Origin of the sequence: Pseudomonas sp. RW407, from assembly GCF_003176655.1 — a bacterium.
GTDB lineage: Bacteria > Pseudomonadota > Gammaproteobacteria > Pseudomonadales > Pseudomonadaceae > Pseudomonas > Pseudomonas delhiensis.
Genome location: NZ_QGSL01000107.1, coordinates 343205 through 368315, shown reverse-complemented (window position 1 = coordinate 368315; position 25111 = coordinate 343205). Strand labels below are relative to the sequence as shown.

Sequence of the window (25111 nt, the reverse complement as noted above, 5' to 3'; positions counted from 1 at the left end):
CCTCTCCCGCAAGCGGGAGAGGGGGCCGTCCCGAGCGGCTGGAAAATCAGGCGTCATCCTGACCCGTAGGGCGCATAACGCCTACGGCGTTATCCGCCGTTTTCATTGGCCAGCGGCTGGGCACGGTCGTAGGAGCGGACTTTGTCCGCGATAGCCGGAGGTTCCGGCGCGATTCGCGGATGAGATCCGCGCCTACGCTGCGTCACCCACGCCATTCCCCTGTAGGAGCGCGCCCTGCGCGCGAATCGCGGGCAGGGCCCGCTCCTACAGTGCGCAACGGCGGATAATCGCAAACGGTTATTCGCCCTACATCGGCGTCAACGGCCGTAACGCTCGCGGCCCCAGGCCAGGAAGGTTTCCAGCATCCGCCGCAGCACCGCGGCGGTCGGGGCGGCCAGGTCTTCGCAGTAGGCGAAGGGCGCTTGCTCGTCCATGTAGTTGCACTGCGCGAGTTCCAGCTGCACCGCGTGCACGTCCTGCTGCGGCTGGCCGTAGTGGCGGGTGATGTGGCCGCCCTTGAAGCGGCCGTTGAGCACGTGGCTGTAGCCTTCGGCTTCTGCGCACACCGCCTGCAGGCGTTCGGCGAGGTCGGCCGGGCAGCTGTTGCCGGAGTTGGTGCCGATGTTGAAGTCCGGCAGGCGGCCGTCGAACAGGTGCGGGATGTGCGAGCGGATCGAGTGGGCGTCCCACAGCAGGGTATAGCCGAACTCGGCCTTCAGCCGCGCCAGCTCCTCGGCGAGCGTTCGGTGATAGGGCGTCCAGACCTCCGCCAGGTAGCGCGCGCGCTCTTCGGCCGAGGGCGCCTGGCCTTCGTGGAACAGCGGGCGGCCGTCGAACAGGGTGTCCGGGTAGAGGCCGGTGGTGGCCGTGGAGTACAGCGGCTTGTCGTCGGCCGGGCGGTTGAGGTCGATGACGTAGCGCGAGTAGTTGGCGGCCAGGGTGCTGGCGCCCAGCTCGCGGGCGAAGTCGTACAGGCGCGGGATGTGCCAGTCGGTGTCGGCCAACTCCTTCGCCTCGTCCACCAGGCCGTTCTCCACGGCCGGGGTCAGGCGGGTGCCAGGGTGCGGCATGCTCACCAGCAGCGGTACACGGCCGCGGCTGAAGCTCAGTACGTTATCCACAGGAGACTTCCTCTGCGTGACGGATGATGCGCTTGGGCAGGTCGCCGCCGAGCCAGTAGGCCAGCTCGGCCGGGCGCTGGATGTCCCAGGCGACGAAGTCGGCGAGCTTGCCCGCCTCCAGGCTGCCGTGGTCGGCTTCCAGGCCCAGGGCGCGGGCGGCGTGCAGGGTGACGCCGGCCAGGGCTTCCTCGGGGGTGAGGCGGAAGGCGGTGCAGCCCATGTTGAGCATCAGGCGCAGCGACAGCGCCGGCGAGGTGCCGGGGTTGAGGTCGCTGGCCAGGGCGATGGCCACGCCGTGCTTGCGCAGGGCCTCCATCGGCGGCAACTGGGTTTCGCGCAGGACGAAGAAGGCCCCCGGCAACAGCACCGCGACGGTGCCGGCCCTGGCCATGGCGATGGCGTCTTCCTCGGTCATGAATTCCAGGTGGTCGGCGGACAGCGCCTGGTAGCGCGCCGCCAGGCTGGAGCCATGCAGCGACGACAGTTGCTCGGCATGCAGCTTCACCGGCAGCCCCAGCGCCTTGGCGGCCTGGAACACTCGCTCGACCTGCGCCGGGGAGAAGGCCAGGTGCTCGCAGAAGGCGTCCACCGCATCCACCAGGCCTTCCTGTGCCAGCGCCGGGAGGATTTCCGAGCACACCCGCTCGATGTAGTCGTCCGCGCGGCCGGCGTATTCCGGCGGCAGGGCGTGGGCCGACAGGCAGGTGGCGCGCACCGTCACCGGCAGTACCTCGCCCAGGCGCCGGGCCACGCGCAACATCTTGCGCTCGCTGGCCAGGTCCAGGCCGTAGCCGGACTTCACCTCCAGCACGGTCACGCCGTCGGCCAGCAGCGGCCGCGCGCGCTTGATGGCGCTGGCCAGCAGTTCCTCCTCAGTGGCCTCGCGGGTGGCGCGCACGGTACTGGCGATGCCGCCGCCGGCGGCGGCGATCTCGGCGTAGCTGGCGCCCTGCAGGCGCAGCTCGAACTCGGCGCTGCGGTCGCCGCCGAACACCAGGTGGGTGTGGCAGTCGATCAGCCCCGGGGTCAGCCAGGCGCCGCCCAGGTCATGGCTGCGCTGCACCTCGTGCAGCGGCAGTTCGGCATGGGGGCCGATCCAGTGGATGCGCGCGCCCTCGGTGAGGATGGCGGCGTCCTCGATGATCGAGTACTTGCCGCCGGCCATGGTGGCGGCATGGCAGTTGTGCCAGAGCTGTTTCATTGCAGTCTCCCGATGCTCGCGCCGACGTTCTGCAGCGCCCGGCGGTCGGCCAGCAGCGCGGCGGCGCGGGCGATGTCCGGGGCCAGCCAGCGGTCGGTGTCGTAGGCCGGCACCTGTTCGCGCAGCAGCTCCCAGGCCCGCGTGGTGCCGGCGCCGAAGCGTTGTTCCTTGAGGAATTCGAAGGCCTGGGCGGCCAGCAGGTACTCGATGGCGAGGATCTGCTGGCAGTTGCCGATGCAGCGGCCGAGCTTGAGCGCGGCGCTGGTGCCCAGGCTCAGGTGGTCTTCCTGCAGGCCCGAGGTGACGTAGTTGTCCACCACCGCCGGCTGCGCCAGCTGGCGGTTCTCGCCGGCCAGGGCGGCGGCGACGTACTGCACGATCATCATCCCCGAGTTGACCCCCGGCTGGCTCACCAGGAATGCCGGCAGGCCGCTGACCAGCGGGTTGATCAGGCGGTCCAGGCGGCGCTCGGCGACGCCGCCCAGCTCGGCCACGGCGATGCACAGCAGGTCGGCGGCCATGGCCACGGATTCGCCGTGGGGGTTGGCCTGGGACACCACCCGGTAGTGCTCGGGCGTGCCCAGCACCAGGGGGTTGTCGTTGGCCGAATTCAGTTCGATCTCCACCTGGCGCGCGGCGTGGGCCAGCTGGTCGCGGCAGGCGCCGTGGATCTGCGGCATGGAGCGCATGCTCAGGGCGTCCTGGGTGCGGATGCCGCGGCTGCTGGCGAGCACTTCGCTGCCATCGAGCAGCGCCCGCAGGTTCTCGCCCACCAGTTGCGCGCCGGGGTGCGGCTTGAGCGCGAGGATTTCCGCGTCGAAGGCGTCGGTCTGCCCGCGCAGGGCTTCGAAGCTCATGGCGCCGATGACGTCGGCCCAGTGCGCCAGGCGCGTGGCGTCTTCCAGGGCCAGGCAGCACAGGCCGGTCATGCAGGGCGTGCCGTTGACCAGGCTGAGCCCGTCCTTGGCGCCCAGCTCCACCGGCGCCAGGCCTTCGGCGTCCAGCGCTTCGGCGGCGCTGACGATGCGCCCCTGGTAGCTCACCTCGCCGACGCCCAGCAGAGCCACCCCGACGTGGGCCATGTGCGTCAGGTAGCCCACCGAGCCCTGGGCCGGCACGCGCGGGGTGATGCCACGGTTGAGCAGTTCCAGCAGCGCCTGCACCACGCGGCGGTGCAGGCCGGACTTGCCGAGGCTGTAGTTGGCGATGGCGACGCAGATGATCGCCCGGGTCTGCTCGTCCTTCAGCGCCTCGCCGACGCCGCAGGCGTGGCTGAGCAGGGTGTTGCGCGACAGCTGGGCCAGTTGCTCGCCTTCGAGCACCACGTTGCACAGGGCGCCGAGGCCGGTGCTGATGCCGTAGGCGCGTTCGCCGCGCTCGACGATGCGCTCGACGATGGCGCGGGCGTTGTCGATGCGCGCCCAGGCCGCCGCCGACAGCTCCAGGCGGGCGCCATGGCGGGCCACGGCGACCACGTCCTGCCAGTGCAGGGGCGCGTCGCCGAAGGTGATGATGGAAGCGGAGGACATCGGAACTCCCGGACTACAGGTTGGCCACGCGGCGCTGGACGAAGCGGTCGACGTACTCGTCGGCCGGCTGGTGGAGGATTTCCCGCGGCGCGCCGACCTGGATCAGCTGGCCGTCCTTGAGGATGGCGATGCGGTTGCCGATGCGCACCGCTTCATCCAGGTCGTGGGTGATGAAGACGATGGTCTTGTGCAGGGTCTTCTGCAGCTCCAGCAGCTGGTCCTGCATGTCCGCGCGGATCAGCGGGTCGAGGGCACTGAAGGCTTCGTCCATGAGGATGATGTCGGTGTCGGCGGCCAGCGCCCGGGCCAGGCCGACGCGCTGGCGCATGCCGCCGGAGAGCTGGTGCGGGTAGGACCTCTCGTAGCCCTTCAGGCCCACGGTGGCGATCCAGTGCAGCGCCCGCTCCTGGCACAGCGCCTTGTTCTCGCCGCGGACCTTCAGGCCGTAGGCGACGTTGTCCAGCACGCTCTTGTGCGGCAGCAGGCCGAAGCTCTGGAACACCATGCTGATCTTGCGCCGGCGGAAGTCCTCCAGCTGGCGCGCGTCGTAGCGCAGGATGTCCTCGCCGTCGACCAGTATCTCGCCGCTGGTGGGGTCGATCAGGCGGTTGAAGTGGCGCACCAGGGTCGACTTTCCGGAGCCGGACAGGCCCATGATGACGAAGATTTCACCGGCCTCGATGGACAGCGACAGATCGTTCACCCCGACCACGCAGTCGGTGGCGGCCAGCACCTCGGCCTTGCTCTTGCCCTGGCGGATCATCGCCAGCGCGGCGTCGGCGCGGGCACCGAAGATCTTGTAGACGTTCTTGACCTGGATCTTGCTCATTTGCTGGCCTCGTGGTGACGCGAGCGGCCGTAGGCCTGGGTGATGCGGTCGATGACCACGGCGAGGATGACGATCGCAAGGCCCGCCTCCAGGCCCTTGCCGACGTTGAGGGTCTGGATGCCCACCAGCACGTCCTCGCCCAGGCCGCGGGCGCCGATCATCGAGGCGATCACCACCATCGACAGGGCCATCATGGTGGTCTGGTTGATGCCGGCCATGATGCTCGGCAGGGCCAGCGGCAGCTGCACGCCGAACAGCTGCTGGCGGCGGTTGGCGCCGAAGGCGGTGACCGCCTCCATGACCTCGCGGTCGACCTGGCGGATGCCCAGGTCGGTGAGGCGGATCAGCGGCGGCGCGGCGTAGATCACGGTGGCGAAGATCGCCGGCACCTTGCCCAGGCCGAACAGCATCAGCACCGGGATCAGGTACACGAAGCTGGGCATGGTCTGCATGATGTCCAGCAGCGGCAGCAGGATGGCGCGCAGGCGGTCGCTGCGCGCGGCGAGGATGCCCAGGGGGATGCCGATCAGCACCGAGATGATCGTGGCCACCATCATCAGCGCCAGGGTCTGCATGAGCTTGTCCCACAGGCCCACCGCGCCGACCAGGAACAGCAGGCCGGTGATCACCAGGGTCGGCACCAGGCGCCGCGTGGCGTGCCAGGCGATGCCGGCGACGATCGCCAGCATCAGCCACCAGGGCGTGGCGCGCAGCAGGCTCTCGAGGTTGACGATGGCCCACAGCAGGGTGTCGGAAATGTGCCGGAAGACGTCGCCGTAGTTGGTCACCAGGGCGTCGACCCAGCCGTTGACCACGTCGGCGATGGAGAAGGTGAAGCGTTCAGGGAACATGGCTCGTACTCGCAAGGATTAGGCATCGCCGGGGAGGCCTGGCCTCCCCGGCTCGGGCAGCGTCAGAGCGCGGCCTGGATCTTCTTCGCGGCGTCCTCGCTGACCCAGGCGCTCCACACCTCAGGGTGCTCCTTGAGGAAAGCCTTGGCCAGTTGTTCGGACGACAGCTTCTCCTTGGCCATCTTCGCCAGGTTCTGGTTCAGCAGGTCGATGGGCAGGTTGACCTTCTCCAGCACCGCGACCAGCTCCGGGGCCTCGTCGTGGAAGCTGCGCGACAGGCCGACCTGGATCTTCACGTCCTTGTTCACCCCCGGCTCGTCCAGCTTGACCAGGTCGGCCTGGCCCATCAGCGGCGTCGGCGACCAGTAGTAGAAGAGGATCGGCTCCTTGCGCTTGTAGCTGGACAGCACCGCGGCATCCAGCGCCGGGCCGGTGCCGGGGCGGAAGTTGGTGTACTTGTCCTCCAGGCCGTACTTCTTGAGCATCTCGGAGTTCTCCAGCTCGCAGGTCCAGCCGGCCGGGCAGTTGTAGAAGCGGCCCTTGCCCGGCTCCTCCGGGTCGCGGAACAGCTCGGCGTACTGGCCCAGGTCGGTGACCGCCTTGAGGTTCGGCGCCTTGGCCTCGATGCCGCGGGCCTTGTCGCCCTCGATCACGAAGCGCGGCACGTACCAGCCCTCGGTGGCGCCGACGATGGGCGCGCCCACGCCGACCACCTTGTTGGCGGCGGCGGCCTTGTTCCAGGCGTCGCTGCGGCCGATCCATTCCTCGCTGAAGATCTGGATGTCGTTGTTGGCCAGGGCCTGCTCCATGGTGATGGAGTTGCCCGGCAGGCTGTCGGTGCTGCAGCCGTAGCCGTTCTTGAGGATGAACTGCATGAGGTCGGTGAGCAGCATGCCGCTCTCCCAGTTCAGCCCGGCGAACTTCACCGGCTTGCCGCTCTCGCACCAGCCCGCCGCCTGGGCCTGGGCCATCGAGCCCAGCAAGCCGGCGGAAAGGATCAGGCCCAGCAGCGTCTTCTTGGAATTGTTCATCTGATGCTCCTAAACGGGAAAATGAGGTTCGGCAGTGCAAGGGGCCGCGCCGCTGGCCGGGCGCGGCCGGGCCGGTTCAGGTACGGGCCGGCAGGATCAGCCGGTCCGGCACCGCCCGGCGGCTGTGCCGGGCGACCAGGTAATAGAGGACGGCGGGCACCACCAGGCCGATGATCCAGGAGATGTCCACGCCGCCCAGGTAATCCACCAGCGGGCCGGTGTAGAACTTGGTGGAGATGAACGGTAGCTGAACCAGCACGCCGACCACGTACACGCTGATCCCCGGCAGGTTCCAGCGGCCGTAGCGGCCGTCGGGGTCGGCCAGGGCCGGCACGTCGTAGCGCTCACGGGTGATCAGGTAGTAGTCCACCAGGTTGACCGCGCTCCACGGGGTGAAGAAGGCCAGCAGGAACAGGATGAAGGACTTGAACGCGCCGAGGAACGAATGCTGGCCCAGCAGCGCGATCAGGGTGGCGGTGCCGACGATCACCAGCACGAACACCAGGCGCTGCAGGCGGCTCACCTCCAGGTGGCCACGGAAGCCGCTGATGATGGTGGCGATGCACATGAAGCTGCCGTAGGAGTTCAGCGTGGAGATGGTCACCTTGCCGAAGGCGATGCTGAAGTACAGCAGCGCGGCGGCGGCGCCGCTGCCGCTCAGGCCGACGATGTAGGCCACTTCGCGGCCGGCGAACTGGCCATCGGCCATGGCCGCGGCGAACACCCCGAGGGTCATCGCCACCTGCGAGCCGATCACCGAGCCGGCGCCGACGGCGAGGAAGGTCTTCACCGACGAGGTGGCGCCGGGCAGGTAGCGCGAGTAGTCGGCCACGTAGGGGCCGAAGGCGATCTGCCAGGAGGCCGCCAGGGACACCGCGAGCAGGAAGCTGCTCCAGCTGAAGTGGCGGATCTGCAGCAGCGCGCCGACGTCGGTCTGGCTCATCAGGCGGCTGAACAGGTAGAAGAAGGCGATCACCCCGACGACGCTGGCGATGCGGCCGATGTAGTGGATCACCCGGTAGCCGAGCACGGTGACCAGGACGATGACGCTGGCGAAGATCAGGATGCCGACGCTGTCGCTGACGCCGAACAGCTGGCCCAGCGCCTGCCCGGAAAGCACCGTGCCGGTGGCGGTGAAGCCCAGGTACATCAGGCACACCAGCACGATCGGGATGGCCGCGCCGTAGACGCCGAACTGCACGCGGCTGGAGATCATCTGCGGCAGGCCCAGCTTGGGCCCCTGGGCGGCGTGCAGGGCCATGACCGTGCCACCGAGCAGCTGGCCGATGAGCAGGCCGACCAGCGACCAGAACACGTCGCCGCCCAGCACCACGGCCAGGGCCCCGGTGACGATGGCGGTGATCTGCAGGTTGGCGCCCAGCCACAGGGTGAACTGGCTGTAGAGCTTGCCGTGGCGCTCGGCCTCGGGGATGTAGTTGATCGAGCGGCGCTCGATCAGCGGCTTGCTGGAACTGTCGCTGGCCTGGGACATCGCTTTTCTTCTCCACCCCGGCGCCGGGCCGGGGTTCTTGTAGTGTCAGAGGACGGATTGCGCTCGGCCCGACCGCCGCGCCCCCACCCGCGCGGCGGTTCCTCCCTGGCCCGGGGCGGCGGCGCCGCCCCCGTTCCTCACTTGCCGGTGATCATCGGCAGGTTCAGGCCCTGCTCCTTGGCGCAGTCGATGGCGATCTGGTAGCCAGCGTCGGCATGGCGCATCACGCCGGTGCCCGGGTCGTTGGTCAGCACGCGGGCGATGCGCGCGGCGGCCTCGTCGGTGCCGTCGCAGACGATCACCATCCCCGAGTGCTGGGAGAAGCCCATGCCCACGCCGCCGCCGTGGTGCAGCGAAACCCAGGTGGCGCCGCTGGCAGTGTTCAGCAGGGCGTTGAGCAGCGGCCAGTCGGACACGGCGTCGGAACCGTCCTGCATGGCTTCGGTTTCACGGTTGGGGCTGGAGACCGAGCCGGAGTCCAGATGGTCGCGGCCGATCACGATCGGCGCCTTCAGCTCGCCGCTGCGGACCATCTCGTTGAACGCCAGGCCGAGCTTGGCGCGCTGGCCCAGGCCGACCCAGCAGATGCGCGCCGGCAGGCCCTGGAAGCTGATGCGCTCCCTGGCCATGTCCAGCCAGCGGTGCAGGTGGGCGTCGTCGGGGATCAGCTCCTTGACCTTGGCGTCGGTCTTGTAGATGTCCTCGGCGTCGCCCGACAGCGCGGCCCAGCGGAACGGGCCGATGCCGCGGCAGAACAGCGGGCGGATGTAGGCCGGGACGAAGCCGGGGAAGTCGAAGGCATTGGCCACGCCCTCTTCCTTGGCCATCTGGCGGATGTTGTTGCCGTAGTCGAAGGTCGGCACGCCCTGCTTCTGGAACTCCAGCATGGCCTTCACGTGCACGGCCATGGACTGCTTGGCGGCCTTCACCACCGCGGCCGGCTCGGTCTGCGCGCGGTCGCGGTACTGCTCCCAGGTCCAGCCGATCGGCAGGTAGCCGTTGAGCGGGTCGTGGGCGCTGGTCTGGTCGGTGACCATGTCCGGGCGCACGCCGCGGCGCACCAGCTCCGGGAGGATTTCGGCAGCGTTGCCCAGCAGGGCGATGGAGATGGCCTTGCCTTCGGCGGTGTACTTGGCGATGCGCGCCAGGGCGTCGTCCAGGTCCTTGGCCTGCTCGTCGACGTAGCGGCTGCGCAGGCGGAAGTCGATGCGGCTCTGCTGGCACTCGATGTTCAGCGAGCAGGCGCCGGCCAAGGTGGCGGCCAGGGGCTGGGCGCCGCCCATGCCGCCCAGGCCCGCGGTCAGCACCCAGCGGCCCTTGAGGTTGCCGGCGTAGTGCTGGCGGCCCGCCTCGACGAAGGTTTCGTAGGTGCCCTGGACGATGCCCTGGCTACCGATGTAGATCCAGCTGCCGGCGGTCATCTGGCCGTACATGGCCAGGCCCTTGGCGTCCAGTTCGTTGAAGTGCTCCCAGGTGGCCCAGTGCGGCACCAGGTTGGAGTTGGCGATCAGCACGCGCGGGGCGTTGGCGTGGGTCTTGAACACGCCCACCGGCTTGCCGGACTGCACCAGCAGGGTCTCGTCGTCGTTCAGCTCCTTGAGGGTGGCGACGATCTTGTCGTAGCACTCCCAGTTGCGCGCGGCGCGGCCGATGCCGCCGTACACCACCAGTTCCTTGGGGTTCTCCGCGACTTCCGGGTCGAGGTTGTTCATCAGCATGCGCAGCGGCGCTTCGGTCAGCCAGCTCTTGGCGTTCAGCTGGGTGCCGCGCGGGGCGCGGATTTCGACGTCGCGGAATTTGCTGGATTCGGTCACGGCAGGCTCCTTCAAGGCAGTCTTGGGCTCGGGTGCGAAAGCCGGGGCGCTCGGCTTCCGGCAAAGGGATTCGGGGTGGGCATCGGTGCAGGAAGCGGCGCCTCCTGTCACGTATATGCTTGTACATACAAGTATAAGCAAAGGAAAGGCCAAGTCCCCCGCCGGGGGCTCTTGGCGTGGTCGGTATAAATCTCAAGCATTTGATTTAAAAAGAATTAACCGGATAACCCCGCGCACCGAGCACGGCCGGCAAGGCCGCCGCGCCAGGCGAACGACTGCACCAGAACGGTGATCGGCTGCTCCATTTCGTAGCATTCGGTAACGCCTGGCCGTTACAGCTCGCCTCATTTCCGGGGGCTGCCACCGCCCTTCCTCATTCCCCGGCCGGGGACGTTCCGCCCGGCCTTCTCGCAGAGGCTGGCGCCGCCGCCTGCCGGCCGGGCGGGCTGGCTCGCTTATTGCTCATACTTGTATATACAGGAATAGATAGTCTCGCCGCCGAGCGCGGTAACACTCCGGAACACGGGAGCCGTCATGTCCGAAACCCTGCAGATCACCCCCGGCCAGTTTTCCCTCGACCAACTGCGCGCCATCCACCAGCGGCAACCCGCGCTGCAACTGGATGAAGCCTGCCGGACGAACATCGAGAACAGCGCCCGCACGGTCAGCCAGATCATCGCCAACCAGCGCACCGTGTACGGCATCAACACCGGCTTCGGCCTGCTGGCGCGCACCTCCATCCCCGAGGATTCGCTGGTCACCCTGCAGCGCAACCTCATCCTGTCGCACTGCACCGGCACCGGCCCGCTGCTGGACGACGCCAGCGTGGCGCTGATCATGGCGCTGAAGATCGGCTCCCTGGCCCGCGGCTTCTCCGGCGTGGGCATGGCGGTGATCGACACCCTGCTCAAGCTCTACCAGGCGCGCGTCTACCCGTGCATCCCGTCCCAGGGCTCGGTGGGCGCCAGCGGCGACCTGGCGCCGCTGGCGCACATGTCCTCGACGCTCATCGGCGTTGGCCAGGTGCGCCACCAGGGCCGCGTCATGGAGGCCAGCGAGGGCCTGGCCATCGCCGGCTGCCAGCCGCTGGTGCTGGGGCCCAAGGAAGGCCTGGCGCTGATCAATGGCACCCAGGTGTCCACCGCCCTGGCCCTGCGCGGGCTGTTCGCGACGGAGAAGCTGTTCGTCTCGGCGGTGATCGCCGGCAGCCTGACGGTGGAGGCGCTCAAGGGCTCCTACGTGCCCTTCGACGCGCGCATCCAGGCGGTCCGCGGCCAGCCCGGGCAGATCGACGTGGCGGCCTTCTACCGCGAGCTGCTGCACGACAGCGCGATCAACCAGTCGCACATCGACTGCAAGCGCGTGCAGGACCCTTATTCCCTGCGCTGCCAGCCCCAGGTGATGGGCGCCTGCCTCGACCACCTGCGCTTCGCCGCCGGGGTGTTCCTGCGCGAGGCCAACGCGGTGTCGGACAACCCGCTGGTGTTCAGCGCCGACGGCGACGTGCTCTCCGGCGGCAACTTCCACGCCGAGCCGGTGGCCATGGCCGCCGACGTGCTGGCCCTGGTCATCGCCGAGATAGGTGCGCTGTCGGAACGGCGCATCGCCCAGCTGGTGGACCCGGCGCTGTCCGGCCTGCCGGCGTTCCTGGTCAAGGAGGGCGGGCTCAACTCCGGCTTCATGATCGCCCAGGTGACTTCGGCGGCCCTGGCCTCGGAGAACAAGACCCTGGCCCACCCGGCCTCGGTGGACAGCCTGCCGACCTCGGCCAACCAGGAAGACCACGTGTCCATGGCCACCTTCGCCGCCCGCCGCCTGCAGGACATGGCCGGCAACAGCTCGGCGGTGGTCGCCATCGAGCTGCTGGCCGCCGCCCAGGGCGTAGAGTTCCACGCGCCGCTGCAGAGTTCGCCGCAGTTGCAGGAGGTGCTGAAGATGATCCGCGCCCAGGTGCCGGCCTACGACCAGGACCGCTACTTCGCCCCGGACATCGCCGCGGCCCGCGCCTGGGTGGAGGAAGGTGCGCTCAGCCGCTGGCTGGACTACTCGCGGCTGTACGGCTGAGGAAGGCGGCGCCCGCCCTGGCGGCAGGCGCCGGTTTCAGCGCGGCTCGAGCTCGATCAGGCAGACGTCCGCCGCGCCGGCGGACGCCAGGCGGTACTCGGCCAGGCGGCCATCGCTTTCCACCTGCAGGCAGTCCTGGCGCGCCAGGCTGCCCAGGGCCTGGCCATCGCGGCGCAGGGCCACGGCAGCCTCACCGGCATTGAACAGCAGGACCATGGCGGCACTGCCGAACAGCGCCAGCTCGCCCTGCACCCGCAGCCACTGCAGGCGGGCGCGGTAGCGCGCGGGCGAGTAGATCAGGTTGAAGTCGCGGATGGCGCCGCCGAGCAGCTCGCAGTCCACCGCGCTGGCGCCATCGAAGGCGAAAGCGTCCAGGGCGTGCAGCTCGCGGGACGGCACACCGTCCACGGTCAGGCGCATGCCCTGACCTTCCAGCACGGTGATCACCCGCTGGTAGCCGGCGAAGGCGGAGAACGGCCCCGGCGCGCCGACGTCGGCGATGGACAGGCGCCAGCCGAAGCCCTCCAGGCCGTCGCCGGCGTCGCGGAGGATTTCGCGGGTGCTGCCCGCGCCGTTCTTCCAGGGCATCACCGGGTAGTCGGCAGCCCGCAACAGGCGGTGGTTCATGAAGAGAAGCGTCCTTCCAGGCGGTAGCGCGAGCCCGGGTAGAGCAGGCGCGCGCTGGTCACGGTGTTGCGCCCCGACCAGGTGCGCCGGCGGATCAGCAGGCAGGGCTCGTGGCGGTCGATGCTCAGCAGCCTGCAGTCCTCGGGGCCGGGCAGCACCGCCTCGACCACGTGCTCACCCTCGCTGAGCGGCGCCACCTGGGTGAGGTAGGCGAAGGGCGTCTGCCCGGAGAAATCCTGCTTGAGGTAGTCCGGGGCCACCGCGGCGTTGACGTAGCGGTCCTCGATCTGCACCGGCACGTCGTTCTCGTAGTGCACGATCAGCGAATGGAACACCCGCTGGCCCTCGCGCACGTCCAGCGCCAGGGCGCGCTCGGCGCTGGCCTTCTCCTCTTCCAGGCGCACCACCACGCAATGGTGGCGGTGGCCGCGGGCTTCGATTTCCTCGGCTATGTTCTGCACCTGGAACAGCGCCGACTGGCCCTTGGGCTCGGCGACGAAGGTGCCCACGCCCTGCATGCGCACCAGCAGGCCGTCGTTGGTCAGCTCGCGCAGCGCGCGGTTGATGGTCATGCGGCTGACGCCCAGCTCGCTGACCAGTTCGCTTTCGGAGGGTACCCGGTGGTGCGGCGGCCAGGCGCCGGACTGGATCTGCTGGACGATCATCTGCTTCACCCGCGCGTACAGCGGGGCGGGCAGCTCGCCCATCTGCGAGGCCAGCGAGGAGCCCTCCGCGGGCGGGGTGGGCGTGGACGATGCGGGCACGGGAGTACTCCTTGTCGTGGCGACGGTGGGCAGTGGCGGGAAGGCAGCGGCGCGATGCGCTCTTGTCCTCCGGCATGTACCGGAATCGACCGGTGCATACAAGCCCCGTGGCGACCGCCGGGCGCGTCTCGTAGTTTACGGCCATCCTAAACGTCTGTATATGTATATACAAATTCGAAGAGCCCTGCGAGGACCCCAGCATGCCTGCCCTGTTCGCCGAACGCGCCCTGCTCCCCAGCGGCTGGGCGCGCGATGTCCGTTTCGAGGTTTCCGCCGACGGCCTGCTGACCCGGGTCGAGGCCAACGCCACCGGAGAGGGCGCCGAGCGCCTGCATGGGCCGGTGCTGCCGGGCATGCCCAACCTGCACTCGCACGCCTTCCAGCGCGCCATGGCGGGGCTGGCCGAGGTGGCCGGCAACCCCAACGACAGCTTCTGGACCTGGCGCGAGCTGATGTACCGCCTGGTCGGCCGCATCACCCCGGAACAGCTGCAGGTGGTCGCCCGCCAGCTGTACATCGAGATGCTCAAGGCCGGCTACACCGGCGTCGCCGAATTCCACTACGTGCACCATGACCAGGGCGGCCAGCGCTACGCCGAGCCGGCCGAGCTGGCGCTGCGCATCAGCCAGGCCGCGCGCGAGGCCGGCATCGGCCTGACCCTGCTGCCGGTGCTCTACAGCCATTCCGGCTTCGGCGGCCAGGCGCCCAGCGAGGGCCAGCGCCGCTTCATCAACGGCACCGACGCCTACCTCGAACTGATCCACGGCCTGCAGCCACGCCTGGCGGCGCAACCGGCGCAGCGCGTCGGCCTGTGCTTCCACTCGCTGCGCGCGGTGACGCCGCAGCAGATCACCGAGGTGCTGGAGTCCGACAGCAGCGAAAGCCCCATCCACATCCACATCGCCGAGCAGCGGAAGGAAGTCGACGACTGCCTGGCCTGGTCGAAGCGCCGGCCGTTGCAGTGGCTGTACGACAACATCGAGGTGGACGGCCGCTGGTGCCTGGTCCACGCCACCCACGCCGAGCCCGACGAGGTCGCCGCCATGGCCGCCAGCGGCGCGGTGGCCGGCCTGTGCCTGACCACCGAGGCCAACCTGGGCGACGGCATCTTCCCGGCGGTGGACTACCTGGCCCGCGGCGGGCGCCTGGGCATCGGCTCGGACAGCCACGTGTCGCTGAGCGTGGTGGAGGAACTGCGCTGGCTGGAGTACGGCCAGCGCCTGCGCGACCAGAAGCGCAACCGCCTGTACCGCGGCGACCAGCCCAACGTCGGCCAGACGCTCTACGAAGCGGCGTTGAAAGGCGGCGCCCAGGCCCTGGGCCAACCGGTGGGCGAACTGGCCGCGGGCCGCCGCGCCGACCTGCTGGTGCTCGACGGCAACGACCCCTACCTGGCCACCGCCACCCCCGACACCCTGCTCAACCGCTGGCTGTTCGCCGGCGGCGACCGCCAGGTGCGCGACGTAATGGTCAACGGCCAGTGGGTGGTGCGGGAGCGCCGGCATGCGCTGGAAGAGCGCAGTGCCGGGGAGTTCGCGGGGGTGTTGCGGGAGTTGTTGGGTTGATGGGGGGTGGCCGGTGACGAGGGCTGCCGGTGGTTTTATCTTTTGGCCAACCTCTTTTCCCTCTCCCCAGCCCTCTCCCTGAAGGGAGAGGGGGCTTGTCCGTGCCGAGAGAAGAAATGGTTTCAGCTGGAAACCACCGGAGCTGCCGGCTGACTCCTGAATCCCCAACCCTGCCCAACGGTCCCCTCTCCCTTCAGGGAGAGGGTTAGGGAGAGGGAGCGGAGGTCAAGTAGCGCGCCTACGTTACCGGCAGACACCACCCCCCACAAAACATCCATCCCTCAATTCCCCGCTATCGCACTATCCTTGCTCCGCCAGATCAGATCGCTCGTGTCATACCCCTTGCGATTAGCCTCAGCCAGCAAACGGCGCAACGTCGCCTCGGACAGGCTGGTCTGCCGCGCCAGCAGCCACAGGTGGTCGCGATCGCGGTTGCCGACCAGGGCGGTCTGGTAGTCCGCGTCGACGTAGATCACCCGGTAGTCGCCGCGCACCACGCCGGGGAGCAGGCGCGACGCCCAGTTGTCGAAGTGCACCCAGAAGGCATCGGTGCTGCCCGGCACCTGCGGGGTGGCCGTGCCGGTCACCTGCTTCCAGCTGCCATCGGCGGTGCGGCAGCGGTTGAGCAGGCCGATGCTGCCGTCGGCGCGCACGCGGTAGTGGGCCTCGGACTGCAGGCAGGCGCGCTGGAAGAACATCGGCTTGCGCGCCAGCTCGTACCAGGTGCCCGCGTAGCGCTGCGGGTCGACCTGCATGGTCTGCGGCCGCTCCTCGGCGTGCCCGGCGCCGCCGCCCAGCGCGAGCAGCGCCACGAGCACCCGCAGCGCGGCGTTCATCTCACTTGAGCCCCTGGCCGGAGAACATCAGCACCTTGTCGCCGGCGTACTGCACGCTGATGAAGGTCTTGTCGTCGCCCCAGGTGCAGCTGGACACGCCCAGCGCGCCGGAGCACTCGGTGGGCTTGCCGAGCAGGGCCTCCACCTCCGCCTTGGCCATGCCGGGCTTGAGCTTGGAGTAGTTCTCCTGGTTGAGCTTGCTGCAGGCGGCCATGGCGATGCAGACGGCGATCAGGGCGATACGGCGGAAGGACATGGGCAACTCCATTGTCGGATGGTCCGTTGGACAAGCGTGGCACAGGCCACGCGAAACGCACCCTTGGAGTCAGAAACGCGAGCCGGGTTCCTTGAGGAAGGCGACTTCCCCGGCGCTGGACTCGCGGCCAAGGATGGCATTGCGGTGGGGGAAGCGGCCGAAGCGCGCGACCACCTCGCGGTGACGCTCGGCGTAGTCCAGGAAGTCGGCGAACAGCGCCTTGTCCACCTCATCGGCCTGTTCGTGCAGCGCGGCGAAGGCGGCCACGGCCTGTTCCTGCTGTGCCAGGTCCTCGGCATGCTCCAGCACCAGGTAGACGAAGACCCGCTCGATCGGCTGCAGCTGGCGGTCCAGCCCGGCTGCAAGGCCGCGGCGCACCAGCGCCTGGGCGCGGGCATCGCCGGCATAGGCGCGCGGCGTGTCGCGGAAGATCATCCGCGGCAGCTGGTCCAGCAGCAGGATCAGCGCCAGCCAGCCCTGGGCCGAGCCGGCCCAGTCGGCCAGAGCGCCATCCAGGGCCTGGCGCACCAGGCCGCCGAAACGGTTGTCCGAGGCCGTGTCCTCGCAGGCGCTCTTGCCGAACCACAGGCCGTTGCGCTGGGCGGCGACGTCGCTGGCGCGCAGGGCGTCGCCGAACCACCAGTCGAGCAACGCCTGCCAGGCGGGTAGCGCGCTCATCAGGCCTGGTGGTAGCCGGTGACGCGTTCGACCTCTTCCTTCGAACCGAGGAACACGGCCACGCGCTGGTGCAGCGAATCCGGCTGGATGTCGAGGATGCGCTGGGTGCCGTTGGTGGCGGCGCCGCCGGCCTGCTCGATGATGAAGGACATCGGGTTGGCCTCGTACATCAGCCGCAGCTTGCCGGGCTTCTCCGGCTCACGGGCGTCGCGCGGGTACATGAAGATGCCGCCGCGGGTGAGGATGCGGTGCACGTCGGCCACCATGGAGGCGATCCAGCGCATGTTGTAGTTCTTGCCCAGCGGGCCTTCCTTGCCGGCCAGCAGTTCGCTGACGTAGCGCTGCACCGGGGCTTCCCAGTGGCGCTGGTTGGACATGTTGATGGCGAACTCGGCGGTGCTTTCCGGCACGCAGATGTTGTCGTGGGTGAGCACGAAGCTGCCCAGCTCGCGGTCCAGGGTGAAGCCCTTGACGCCGTCGCCGAGGGTCAGCATCAGCATGGTCTGCGGGCCGTAGATGGCGTAGCCGGCGGCGACCTGCCTGGTGCCCGGCTGGAGGAAGGCCTGCTCGTTGAGGCTGTCGTTCTGGCTCAGGTGCTGCTCGGGGCAGCGCAGCACCGAGAAGATGGTGCCGACCGAGACGTTGACGTCGATGTTGCTGGAGCCGTCCAGCGGGTCGAACACCAGCAGGTAGGCGCCCTTGGGGTACTTGCCGGGGATCTGGTAGGCGTTGTCCATTTCCTCGGAGGCCATGCCGGCCAGGTGGCCGCCCCACTCGTTGGCTTCCAGGAGGATTTCGTTGGACATCACGTCCAGCTTCTTCTGCACCTCGCCCTGCACGTTCTCGGTGCCCATGCTGCCCAGCACACCGCCCAGGGCGCCCTTGGACACGGCATGGCTGATCTCCTTGCATGCACGCGCCACCACCTCGATGAGGAAGCGCAGGTCGGCCGGGGTGTTGTGGCTGCGGGTCTGCTCGATGAGGTAGCGGCTGAGGGTAACGCGGGACATGGAAGGACTCCGGGGAGAGGTAGGAAAAAACTGCGCGCATTCTAGCGTGGAATCGACCGCGCCGCCTCCCGTGCGGCGCGTCCGTCCTGAGCTTGGAGCGCGCCGCCGGTGGTCGGTTCCCTCTGTGCTGCGGCCGTCAGTCGCTGCCATGGGCGCCCCGGTGGTCGAGGGCAGCCCACCGGGGCTTTCGTAGGCGCGAGCTTGCTCGCGAATGGTCCGCAGCGGAGCAGGTTCGCGAGCAAGCCATACAAGGAGCAGGAACGCCGTCGCAGGATGGGTTGAGCGAAGCGATACCCATCGCCACGGCCGCATGGGTTTCGCTCAACCCATCCTACGAAGAGCACCTCGCCTGCAAGACAGTCGCGCTTCCGAACGCCGCCTCAGAAATCGAGGCTCAGGGCCAGGCTGATGCCCTGCTGCAGGTCGTCGTCGCTGCGGTGCGCGCTGTAGCCGCCACGCAGCGAGAGTTCCGGGGTCAGCTTCTGGGCGAAGCCCAGGGTCGCGCGCTGCAGGTGGCTCTGCGGGGTGTAGCCTTGCAGGGTGAAGCCGATGTCCGGCAGGCTGGTGAGGTTCATGCCGATGTTGCGGGTGTCGTCGGCATATTCGCGCTCCACCGCCACCTCGCCGAACAGCTGGGTCTGCGCCGACAAGGCGAACTTGCCCTGCAGGCCCGCGCCCAGGCGCCGGGAATAGCGGTTCTGCTCGTCGAACGCCAGCGAGGCGGCGTCACCGCCATCCTCGGCATAGCCATCCACCTTCACCCGCGCCCAGTCGGCGCTGACGAAGGGCGACAGGTGCCAGGCCTCGCCGCCCTGGGCGATGTCGTAGCCGAGCCGGCCGCTGAAGGCGAGCAGGTTGCCGTCGGTGTCGGCCTTCTCCTCGATGGTCACCCCGGGGGTGGCGAACTTGCGGTTGGCATCCTCGTAGTCGAGATAGCCGCCGGTCACCGCGGCGTCGGCCCACCAGCGGTCCTGCTGGAACTGCACGAAGAGGCTGCCCAGGTAGCTGTTGAGCTTGTACTCGGAATCCTCGGCGTCGGCCTCCAGCTTCTGCCGGTAGAAGCCGGCGGCGACGCCGACGCGCCAGGCATCGTCGATGCGGTAGCTGCCGCCGAGGTTGAGGTTGTAGCCGAAGCCGTCGCCATCGGCGGCGCTGTCCTGGTCGTCGTAGTCCAGGTGCTGGCCGCCGCCGCTGACGAAGCCGCGCCACTGGCCCACGCCCTGCCAGTCGCCCCAGTCGGCCAGCCACTGGCTGCGGATGCCGTCCTGGAAGCTGTTGAGGGTGCCCAGCGCCATCTCCGGCAGCAGGGTGGCCTCCCAGGGCGCGGACAGGATCGAGTAGGCGTAGTCGGCGATCAGCCGCTGGCCGGCGATGGTCGGGTGCACGCCATCGTTGAAGATCAGTTTGGTCGGGTCGGGGTTGCTGCCGTTACGGCCGTAGGTCAGGTTTTCCGGGCAGCTGTTGCCGCTGAAGCAGGTGCCCACCAGGTTCTGGTCGGCGGCCAGGCCGAAGGCGGCCGGATCGTCCAGCACCTCCTTGAGCATCAACGGGATGTTCAGCGGGATGACGTTGGCGCCGCTGCTGGCCAGCTGGCTCACCAATTCCTCGTTGAAGATGCCGCTGAGCTGGGTGCCGAAGCTCTGCAGGACGGTACCGTTGGTGGCCGGGGTCAGGCCCAGGTCGGGCAGCAGCCAGACCACGATGTAACGCGCGCCGGCCTGGCTCAGGGCCTGGGCGCTGTCCACCAGGCGCCCGGCGGCGGCGCGGGCGGAAGGATCGTCGGTGATACGGAACTGCAGGAAGTCGTTGCCGCCGCCGGTGAGGTAGTAGAGCGCGTTGGGGTCGGCGACGCGGCCGACCAGGTAGCCGTCGCGGGTACGGGTCTCGCTGCCGGAGCTGACCACCGAGCCACCGGCAGCGGTGATGGAGTCGTAGATCTGGTCGGTACGGTAGCCCCCCACCGCCCAGTTGTTGCCGTCCGGCAGGCCTTCGGCGGCGTTCACCAGCGAGGTGGAAGGCCCGAGGTCGCCGGCGGCGACGCCCAGCTTGCCGCCGAGGATCATTGCCGCGGTGGGCCCGAAGACCTCGCCGCTGCCGTCGAGGTAGGTCGGGCCCACGCGGTTGGTGAAGCGGGTGGAGGCGCCGGCGGGGCCGTCGGCATCGGGGAACTGGCCGGCGTCGCTGAGGCTGTCGCCGAACACCACCATGGTCGAATACGGGGAGGGGGACGCTAGGGCTTGGCCGGCGATGCCGAGCAGGCAGGCGGCGGCCAGAGGGGAAAGCACCTGTTTGATCATACAGCTGACTCCATGCTTGTTCTTATAGGTAGAGTGCAACGGCGATAACAGTATCAGAACAATCGCGCAGAGTAGCGTTCTTGACGCATTTCCCTACATAAGCTGGCGTAATTTCTCCATTTCCCGGTATTTGCTCACTGGCCGGCGCGCTGCCCGCGCAACAGGCTGAAGGCCATCCCGCCCAGCAACAGCACCCCGCCCAGCAATACGGCCCACAGGCCGATGCGCTTCCAGTCGCCGGCGCCGGCCACGGCCGCTTCCGCCGGGGCGGCCTGCAGGGCTCCGTCCAGGCTGGCCTGGCCGATCCGCGCCGGCTTGTCCGGCTGGTAGCCGGGGATCAGCACGCCCAGCGGCAGGCTGGCCGAGGTGGCGTCGCGCTTGCCCAGGGCCAGCTGGTAGGGCGCGCTGCCGCGCACCAGGAACACCAGCTCGCGGGCGCGCAGGGCCACGCGCAGGTTCGGCGCCGCGCTGCCCAGGCCGGTACCGCGCTCGTCGGTGACCAGGCGCAGCTGGCGCACCGGCTGGCCGGCGAGGAAGAGTTCGTCCTGGCGCACCTGGCGGCCGTCCACCGGCAGGTCGTAGAGCACCCCGCGGGCCAGCGGGTACCAGTCGTCCCGGCTGCCCTGCCCCGTCGCAGTGCGCGCGGACAGCGCCACCGGCGCCATCAGGCGCTGCGCCGCGGGGTCCAGCTCGAAGCGTACCCGTTCCAGCGGCAGCGCCAGGGGCAGGTCCCAGCGGTAGCTGCCGTCCTGCTCGCGGCGCCCGGCGATGGGCTCGGACCACACCAGCGGCGTGCTCGCGGCCTGGTCGGTGCGGCCCAGCAGGCGCGCGCCCTTGAGCGTCACCGCCGTGCCGCCGCTCGGCCAGGACAGGCGCAGATAGCGCGCCTTCTGCCCGGGCAGGGCCACGTCGCTGACGTCCATGCGCTCGCCGTTGAAGCTCAGCCGGGCGAGCTGGCCGTCGCCCCAGCTGCGCCAGTGCAGCAGGTCGTCGCTGGCCTCGATGCGGAAGTGCTGGAAGCCCTCGGCCTCGCTGCTCCAGTCCAGGGCCAGGCGCTCGAAGGGGAAGTCGGCCTCGCCGGCATCCAGCAGCCAGCCGCTGCGCCGCTCGCCCGTCGGCGTGGGGGCCGCGTCGGGCAGTACTTCCACCAGGGTGCCGGTGGTGCTGCGCTGGATACGCAGGCCGGGCTGCTGGCCGGGGTCGGCTTCGGCGCCGTACAGCGGGAACAGCCGGGCCACGGCCTCATGGGCGGTGCTGCTGCCCTGCGCCGCTGCCGCGCTCAGGGCATAGGGCAGCGCCTCACCTTCCTTGTCGAACACCCGCAGGTCGCGCAGGTCGGCATGGGCGGCGGCCAGTTGCACGCTTATCGGCACCTGCAGGCGGTACCAGGGGCCTTCGCCCTGCAGCCGCAGGGGCACCTGCTGCGGGTAGTCGGCGGGGTTTTCCGCGGCCTGGGCCAGCCCGGCGGCCAGGCAGAGGATGAGGGAAGCCAGCTTCATGCGGGGGGTTGCTCCTGTTGCCCTTGCCCGCGGTGCGGCGGCAGCGGGGCGAAATAGCCGACGACCAGCAGCAGCACGCCGACGCCGATGAAGGAAACGATGCGTTCCAGGCTGCCGCTGTTGCCCAGTTCGACGAAGAACAGCTTGACCACCACCACGCCGATCAGCGCTGCGCCGACCATCCACAGGTCGCGCCGCCCGCGCAGGTGGCCGCCGACCATCAGGCCCAGGGCGATCAGCGTCCAGACGATGGACAGCCCGGCCTGCACCAGCATCGACTCGCGCAGCGGCTCCAGGGCGAAGGGCACGCCGCCCCAGTGGTGCGCGGTGCGGCACACCGCCATGGTCAGCAGGGCGAACAGCGAGGCGCCCAGCAGCGCCTGGGCTGGCAGGCGCACCTGCTCGCCGGGCAGGCCCAGCGGCGGCAGCCCTTCGCGGCTCCACAGGAAGATCGCCGCCAGCACGATCAGCATGCCCAGCTCCAGCGGGTTGAGCAGCGGCAGGTAGGGCAACGGCTGCGCGGCGCCGTCGCTGACCAGGTTGACCAGCCAGAACCAGCCGAGCAGCGCCACGGCCACCGGCGCCGCGGACAGGGCGCGGTACTCGCGAGGGAAGGCCGCCACCGGCCAGGGCAGGCTACGGCGCGCGCCCATGAGGATCAGGTAGGCGCTCGGCACCAGCGCCCAGCCCAGCCAGCGCCAGGCGTTGTAGTGCTCGGCCAGGGCCAGGAACAGGTAGCGCAGCTGCAGCGCCAGCACCGCGAGCAACAGCCAGCAGCCGAGGACGTGGGCGCCGCGCAGGGGCAGCGCCGGCAGCACCGGCTCCAGGCGCCGGAGCGACCAGAAGTGGGCGACGAACAGCGCGCCCCAGCCCAGCCAGCCCAGTTCGCCCAGCGGCTGGTATTCCAGGTGCCAGGCACTGGCCAGCGCCAGCACGCCCGACGGCGCCAGGGCCAGGCAGGCGAGCGCCAGGGCCCGCCACGGCTCGCGGCGGGCGACGAAGGCCCAGAGCATCACGCTCAGCGCCGCCACCAGCAGGGCGACGTGCTCGCGCCGCGGCGCCGGGACGAAGCGGGCGATCTCGCACAGCGCGGTCAGCGCCCACCAGCCGGCGCCCCAGGCCAGCAGCAGCTGCGACAGCCGCTCCAGGGTCAGCGCCCCCAGTTGCAGCGCCTGCCCGCCCTGCCCCGCCCGGTGCAGGCGCCAGGCGCCCACCAGCGCCGCCAGGGCCAGCACCGCCGGGCACCAGAAGCCGCTATGGGCCAGGGGCGTCAGGCCCTCGCCGGACAGCCCGGCGAACAGCGTCGAGCCGCCGAACAGCAGCGCCGCGCCGCCCAACACCTGCAGCAGCAGGCCGAACAGGAAGCTGGCGCGCTGCTGCAGGGCCAGGCTCAGCCAGAGGATCAGCAGGCCGCTGCCGGCCCACACCGCCGCGGCGCTGCGCCAGGGCAGCACGAACAACACCGCCAGGTTGACGAAGGCCAGGCCGGCCAGCAGCACGGCGCTCAGGCCGAGCATCAGCCGGTGGTCGTCGAGCACCAGCGGGTCGCGCGCGGCGAGGATCATCCCGGCGATCAGCGCCAGGCCGATCAGGCTGGCGCCGAACAGGCCGGTCCAGCCGCTGCCGAGCACGCCGGCGCCGCCGTCGGCCGCCTGCAGGTCGGCGAGGAACAGCGCGCCGCCCAGCAGTTGCACGGCGAAGGCGCAGAACAGGAAGGTCCGCGAACCCAGGCGCAGGCCGGCGAATACCGTGGCCAGGCCGGCCAGGGCCCAGGCCATGGCGGTACCCGGCACGGCGAAGCACAGCGGCGCGATCAGGTACAGGAAGGCCAGGCCGCAGACCGCCAGCAGCGGCTGGCAGCGCGGCTCCCAGGGCCAGAGGCCGGCGTCGCCGTGGCGGCGCAGCCGCCAGTAGCTGAACAGCAGCGCCACGCCGAGCATCAGGGCGCCCAGCGGCGCGCCGTCCAGCAGGTTATCCACACCCGGGCGCAGGCCCATCAGGAAGGCGATGGCCGCGCCCACCTGCAGCAGCAGGGCGAACATCCGCGCCAGCCGCCGCCCCTGGCGCAGGCCCAGCCAGTAGATGCCGGCACCCTCCACGGCCCAGGCCGCCGAGGTCCAGCGCGCATCCAGGCCCAGCGGGATGGCCAGGCTGCCGAACACCACGCCCAGCGCCAGGCAGGCTTCCACCAGCAGCAGGGCGCGGCCGGCGGTGCGCCCGGCCAGCAGGCGCGCCAGGCCCATGTAGAACAGCCCCAGGGCGAGGGCGCTGAACGCCGGGCCGAACGCCAGGTGGCGGATCAGCGCGTACTGCAGGCCGAAGCCGATCAGCGGCGCGCCGAACAGCACGGTGCCGTCGACGTAGTCGGTCTGCCGCAGCGACCAGCGCAGCGTCTCGTCGCGCCCGGCGCCCTCCTCCAGCCCGGCGGCCTCGCGCAGGCGGCGGCGGGCGAAGAGCAGGCCGATGGCCACGTACATCAGGAAGAACAGCAGCAGGAAGGGCTCGGTGCTGGCGAACAGCTCCGGCGTGTAGGAACGCAGCCCCCAGGCGAAGCCGATGCCGAAGGTGCCGAAGAAGCCGATCAGGTTGAGCAGGCGCCAGGCGCGGAACCAGGCGATGGCGAAGATGCCGGCGTTGAGCAGGGCGAAGTAGCTGAACAGCGCGACGTGGTTGCCGGCGCCGGTGGACGTCAGGATGGGCGCGGCGAAACCACCCAGGGCCGCCGCGGCGGCAAGGCCGAGCGCATCCTGCAGCACCGCCAGCACGGCGGAGAACACCGTCACCGCCACCAGCAGGCCGAGGGCCTGGCCGGGTGTCAGCAAGGGATGCAGGCGCATGGCGGCGAACACCGTCAGGTACAGCACCGCGATGCCGGTGCCCTGCAACAGCAGGCCGTAGGTCGCGCGCTTGTGCCGCAGCCACCAGCCCAGGCCCAGCAGGGCGATGGCGGCGGCGGCCACGCCCATGTAGCGCAGCTCCACGGGCACCACCACGCGCTCGGAGGCATAGCGCAGCAGGAAGGCCAGGCCAAGGAACAGCAGCAGCACGCCAACGCGCAGCACGGTATTGCCGCCGAACAGCCAGTCACGCGCCGCGCCAAGGGCACGGTCGAACCAGGTCGGGCCGGACGGCGCAGCCGGCTCGGCCTCCCAGGCCGAGACTTCACGTACGACGGGGGCTTCGACGACAGGCGGGACCGGGGCCGGCAGAGGCTCCCGGGGCTGCAACGACCAGTCCGGTGCAGCGGGGCTAGCAGCCGGCACTTCGGGCAGCTCGATCTCCCATTCCAGCTCCGGCTCGGCGACGGCCGGCGCCTCGGGCGCAACGACAGGCTCCACGGCCTCGGCAGGCGGCGAAACCGGCCCGCCCCCGCCCTGCTCCAGGCGCAACAGGCGCTGGTACAGCGCCTCGGTGCCCGCCTCGAACCGCTCGGCGAACTGCTCCAGTTGGCGGCGCAGCGCAGCGTTCTGCCGCTGCAACCCATGCAGCACCAGCGCCTGGCCGAACAGCAGCCCCAGCCCGGCCCCCAGCAACCCATCGGTGATCGACTCGTCCCAGGCAGCGCCCAGCACCAGGCCGATCAGCATGAAAATCCATTGCATGCATTCACATCCTTGAAGGGAAACGCCCCCATCCAGCGGCGCGCA

19 protein-coding genes are annotated in these 25111 nt (G+C 69.8%); 2 read left to right on the top strand and 17 right to left on the bottom strand.

The genetic code is table 11. The annotated features are described in order from the left end of the window. Positions 1–317: 317 nt before the first annotated feature. From hutG to hutU, 8 genes are all read right to left on the bottom strand, one after another. Positions 318–1121 carry an N-formylglutamate deformylase gene (gene hutG / locus DK254_RS25640; RefSeq protein WP_109936074.1) on the bottom strand — a complete coding sequence of 268 codons (804 nt, stop codon included), beginning with the start codon at positions 1119–1121 and terminating at the stop codon, positions 318–320. Next, on the bottom strand, positions 1114–2322 hold the full coding sequence (gene hutI / locus DK254_RS25635; RefSeq protein WP_109936073.1) for an imidazolonepropionase: 1209 nt from the start codon (positions 2320–2322) through the stop codon (positions 1114–1116). The genes hutG and hutI overlap by 8 nt, the downstream gene beginning before the upstream one ends. Beyond that, a complete protein-coding gene (hutH, locus tag DK254_RS25630) occupies positions 2319–3851 on the bottom strand; it encodes a histidine ammonia-lyase (RefSeq protein ID WP_109936072.1) in 1533 nt (510 codons plus the stop codon). Before hutH (DK254_RS25630) ends, hutI begins: the two co-directional genes overlap by 4 nt. 13 nt (positions 3852–3864) lie before the next feature. Continuing rightward, positions 3865–4680, bottom strand: a complete 816-nt coding sequence (locus DK254_RS25625; RefSeq protein WP_109936071.1) for a glycine betaine/L-proline ABC transporter ATP-binding protein — start codon at positions 4678–4680, stop codon at positions 3865–3867. Further along, positions 4677–5531, bottom strand: coding sequence for a proline/glycine betaine ABC transporter permease (locus DK254_RS25620; protein ID WP_043313138.1), 855 nt, complete (start codon positions 5529–5531; stop codon positions 4677–4679). The genes DK254_RS25625 and DK254_RS25620 overlap by 4 nt, the downstream gene beginning before the upstream one ends. Before the next feature lie 62 nt (positions 5532–5593). Beyond that, entirely contained in the window at positions 5594–6562 is a 969-nt protein-coding gene (locus tag DK254_RS25615) for an ABC transporter substrate-binding protein (RefSeq protein ID WP_109936070.1), read from the bottom strand. Positions 6563–6638: 76 nt separating this feature from the next. After that, positions 6639–8054, bottom strand: a complete 1416-nt coding sequence (locus DK254_RS25610) for a cytosine permease (protein ID WP_109936069.1) — start codon at positions 8052–8054, stop codon at positions 6639–6641. A 137-nt stretch (positions 8055–8191) separates the two neighbouring features. Further along, on the bottom strand, positions 8192–9868 hold the full coding sequence (gene hutU / locus DK254_RS25605) for a urocanate hydratase (RefSeq protein ID WP_109936068.1): 1677 nt from the start codon (positions 9866–9868) through the stop codon (positions 8192–8194). A gap of 534 nt (positions 9869–10402) precedes the next feature. Here hutU and hutH (DK254_RS25600) point away from each other — a divergent pair. Further along, positions 10403–11932 (top strand): histidine ammonia-lyase, encoded by a 1530-nt coding sequence (gene hutH / locus DK254_RS25600; protein ID WP_109936067.1) that lies wholly within the window; start codon positions 10403–10405, stop codon positions 11930–11932. A gap of 36 nt (positions 11933–11968) precedes the next feature. Here the strand turns inward: hutH (DK254_RS25600) and DK254_RS25595 are convergent, their stop codons facing one another. Both DK254_RS25595 and hutC read right to left on the bottom strand, forming a co-directional pair. After that, positions 11969–12559, bottom strand: coding sequence for a HutD family protein (locus tag DK254_RS25595; protein ID WP_109936066.1), 591 nt, complete (start codon positions 12557–12559; stop codon positions 11969–11971). Further along, on the bottom strand, positions 12556–13266 hold the full coding sequence (gene hutC / locus DK254_RS25590) for a histidine utilization repressor (protein ID WP_109937300.1): 711 nt from the start codon (positions 13264–13266) through the stop codon (positions 12556–12558). The genes DK254_RS25595 and hutC overlap by 4 nt, the downstream gene beginning before the upstream one ends. Positions 13267–13523: 257 nt before the next feature. Here hutC and DK254_RS25585 point away from each other — a divergent pair, with 257 nt between their 5' ends. Beyond that, positions 13524–14888: a formimidoylglutamate deiminase gene (locus tag DK254_RS25585; protein ID WP_109936065.1), complete on the top strand. Its 1365-nt coding sequence runs from the start codon at positions 13524–13526 to the stop codon at positions 14886–14888. A 281-nt stretch (positions 14889–15169) separates the two neighbouring features. Here the strand turns inward: DK254_RS25585 and DK254_RS25580 are convergent, their stop codons facing one another. From DK254_RS25580 to DK254_RS25550, 7 genes are all read right to left on the bottom strand, one after another. After that, a complete protein-coding gene (locus DK254_RS25580; protein WP_109936064.1) occupies positions 15170–15724 on the bottom strand; it encodes a lipocalin family protein in 555 nt (184 codons plus the stop codon). Between the two features lies 1 nt (position 15725). Next, positions 15726–15980 (bottom strand): outer membrane protein assembly factor BamE, encoded by a 255-nt coding sequence (bamE, locus tag DK254_RS25575; RefSeq protein WP_109936063.1) that lies wholly within the window; start codon positions 15978–15980, stop codon positions 15726–15728. 69 nt (positions 15981–16049) lie between these two features. After that, a complete protein-coding gene (locus DK254_RS25570) occupies positions 16050–16658 on the bottom strand; it encodes a DUF924 family protein (RefSeq protein WP_109936062.1) in 609 nt (202 codons plus the stop codon). After that, positions 16658–17668: a class 1 fructose-bisphosphatase gene (locus DK254_RS25565; RefSeq protein ID WP_109936061.1), complete on the bottom strand. Its 1011-nt coding sequence runs from the start codon at positions 17666–17668 to the stop codon at positions 16658–16660. The genes DK254_RS25570 and DK254_RS25565 overlap by 1 nt, the downstream gene beginning before the upstream one ends. A 380-nt stretch (positions 17669–18048) precedes the next feature. Beyond that, a complete protein-coding gene (gene estP / locus DK254_RS25560; RefSeq protein WP_109936060.1) occupies positions 18049–19965 on the bottom strand; it encodes an esterase EstP in 1917 nt (638 codons plus the stop codon). A gap of 134 nt (positions 19966–20099) precedes the next feature. Beyond that, positions 20100–21464 carry a DUF3999 domain-containing protein gene (locus tag DK254_RS25555; RefSeq protein ID WP_109936059.1) on the bottom strand — a complete coding sequence of 455 codons (1365 nt, stop codon included), beginning with the start codon at positions 21462–21464 and terminating at the stop codon, positions 20100–20102. Then, positions 21461–25066: a DUF2339 domain-containing protein gene (locus DK254_RS25550; RefSeq protein WP_109936058.1), complete on the bottom strand. Its 3606-nt coding sequence runs from the start codon at positions 25064–25066 to the stop codon at positions 21461–21463. The genes DK254_RS25555 and DK254_RS25550 overlap by 4 nt, the downstream gene beginning before the upstream one ends. Between the last annotated feature and the right edge of the window lie 45 nt (positions 25067–25111).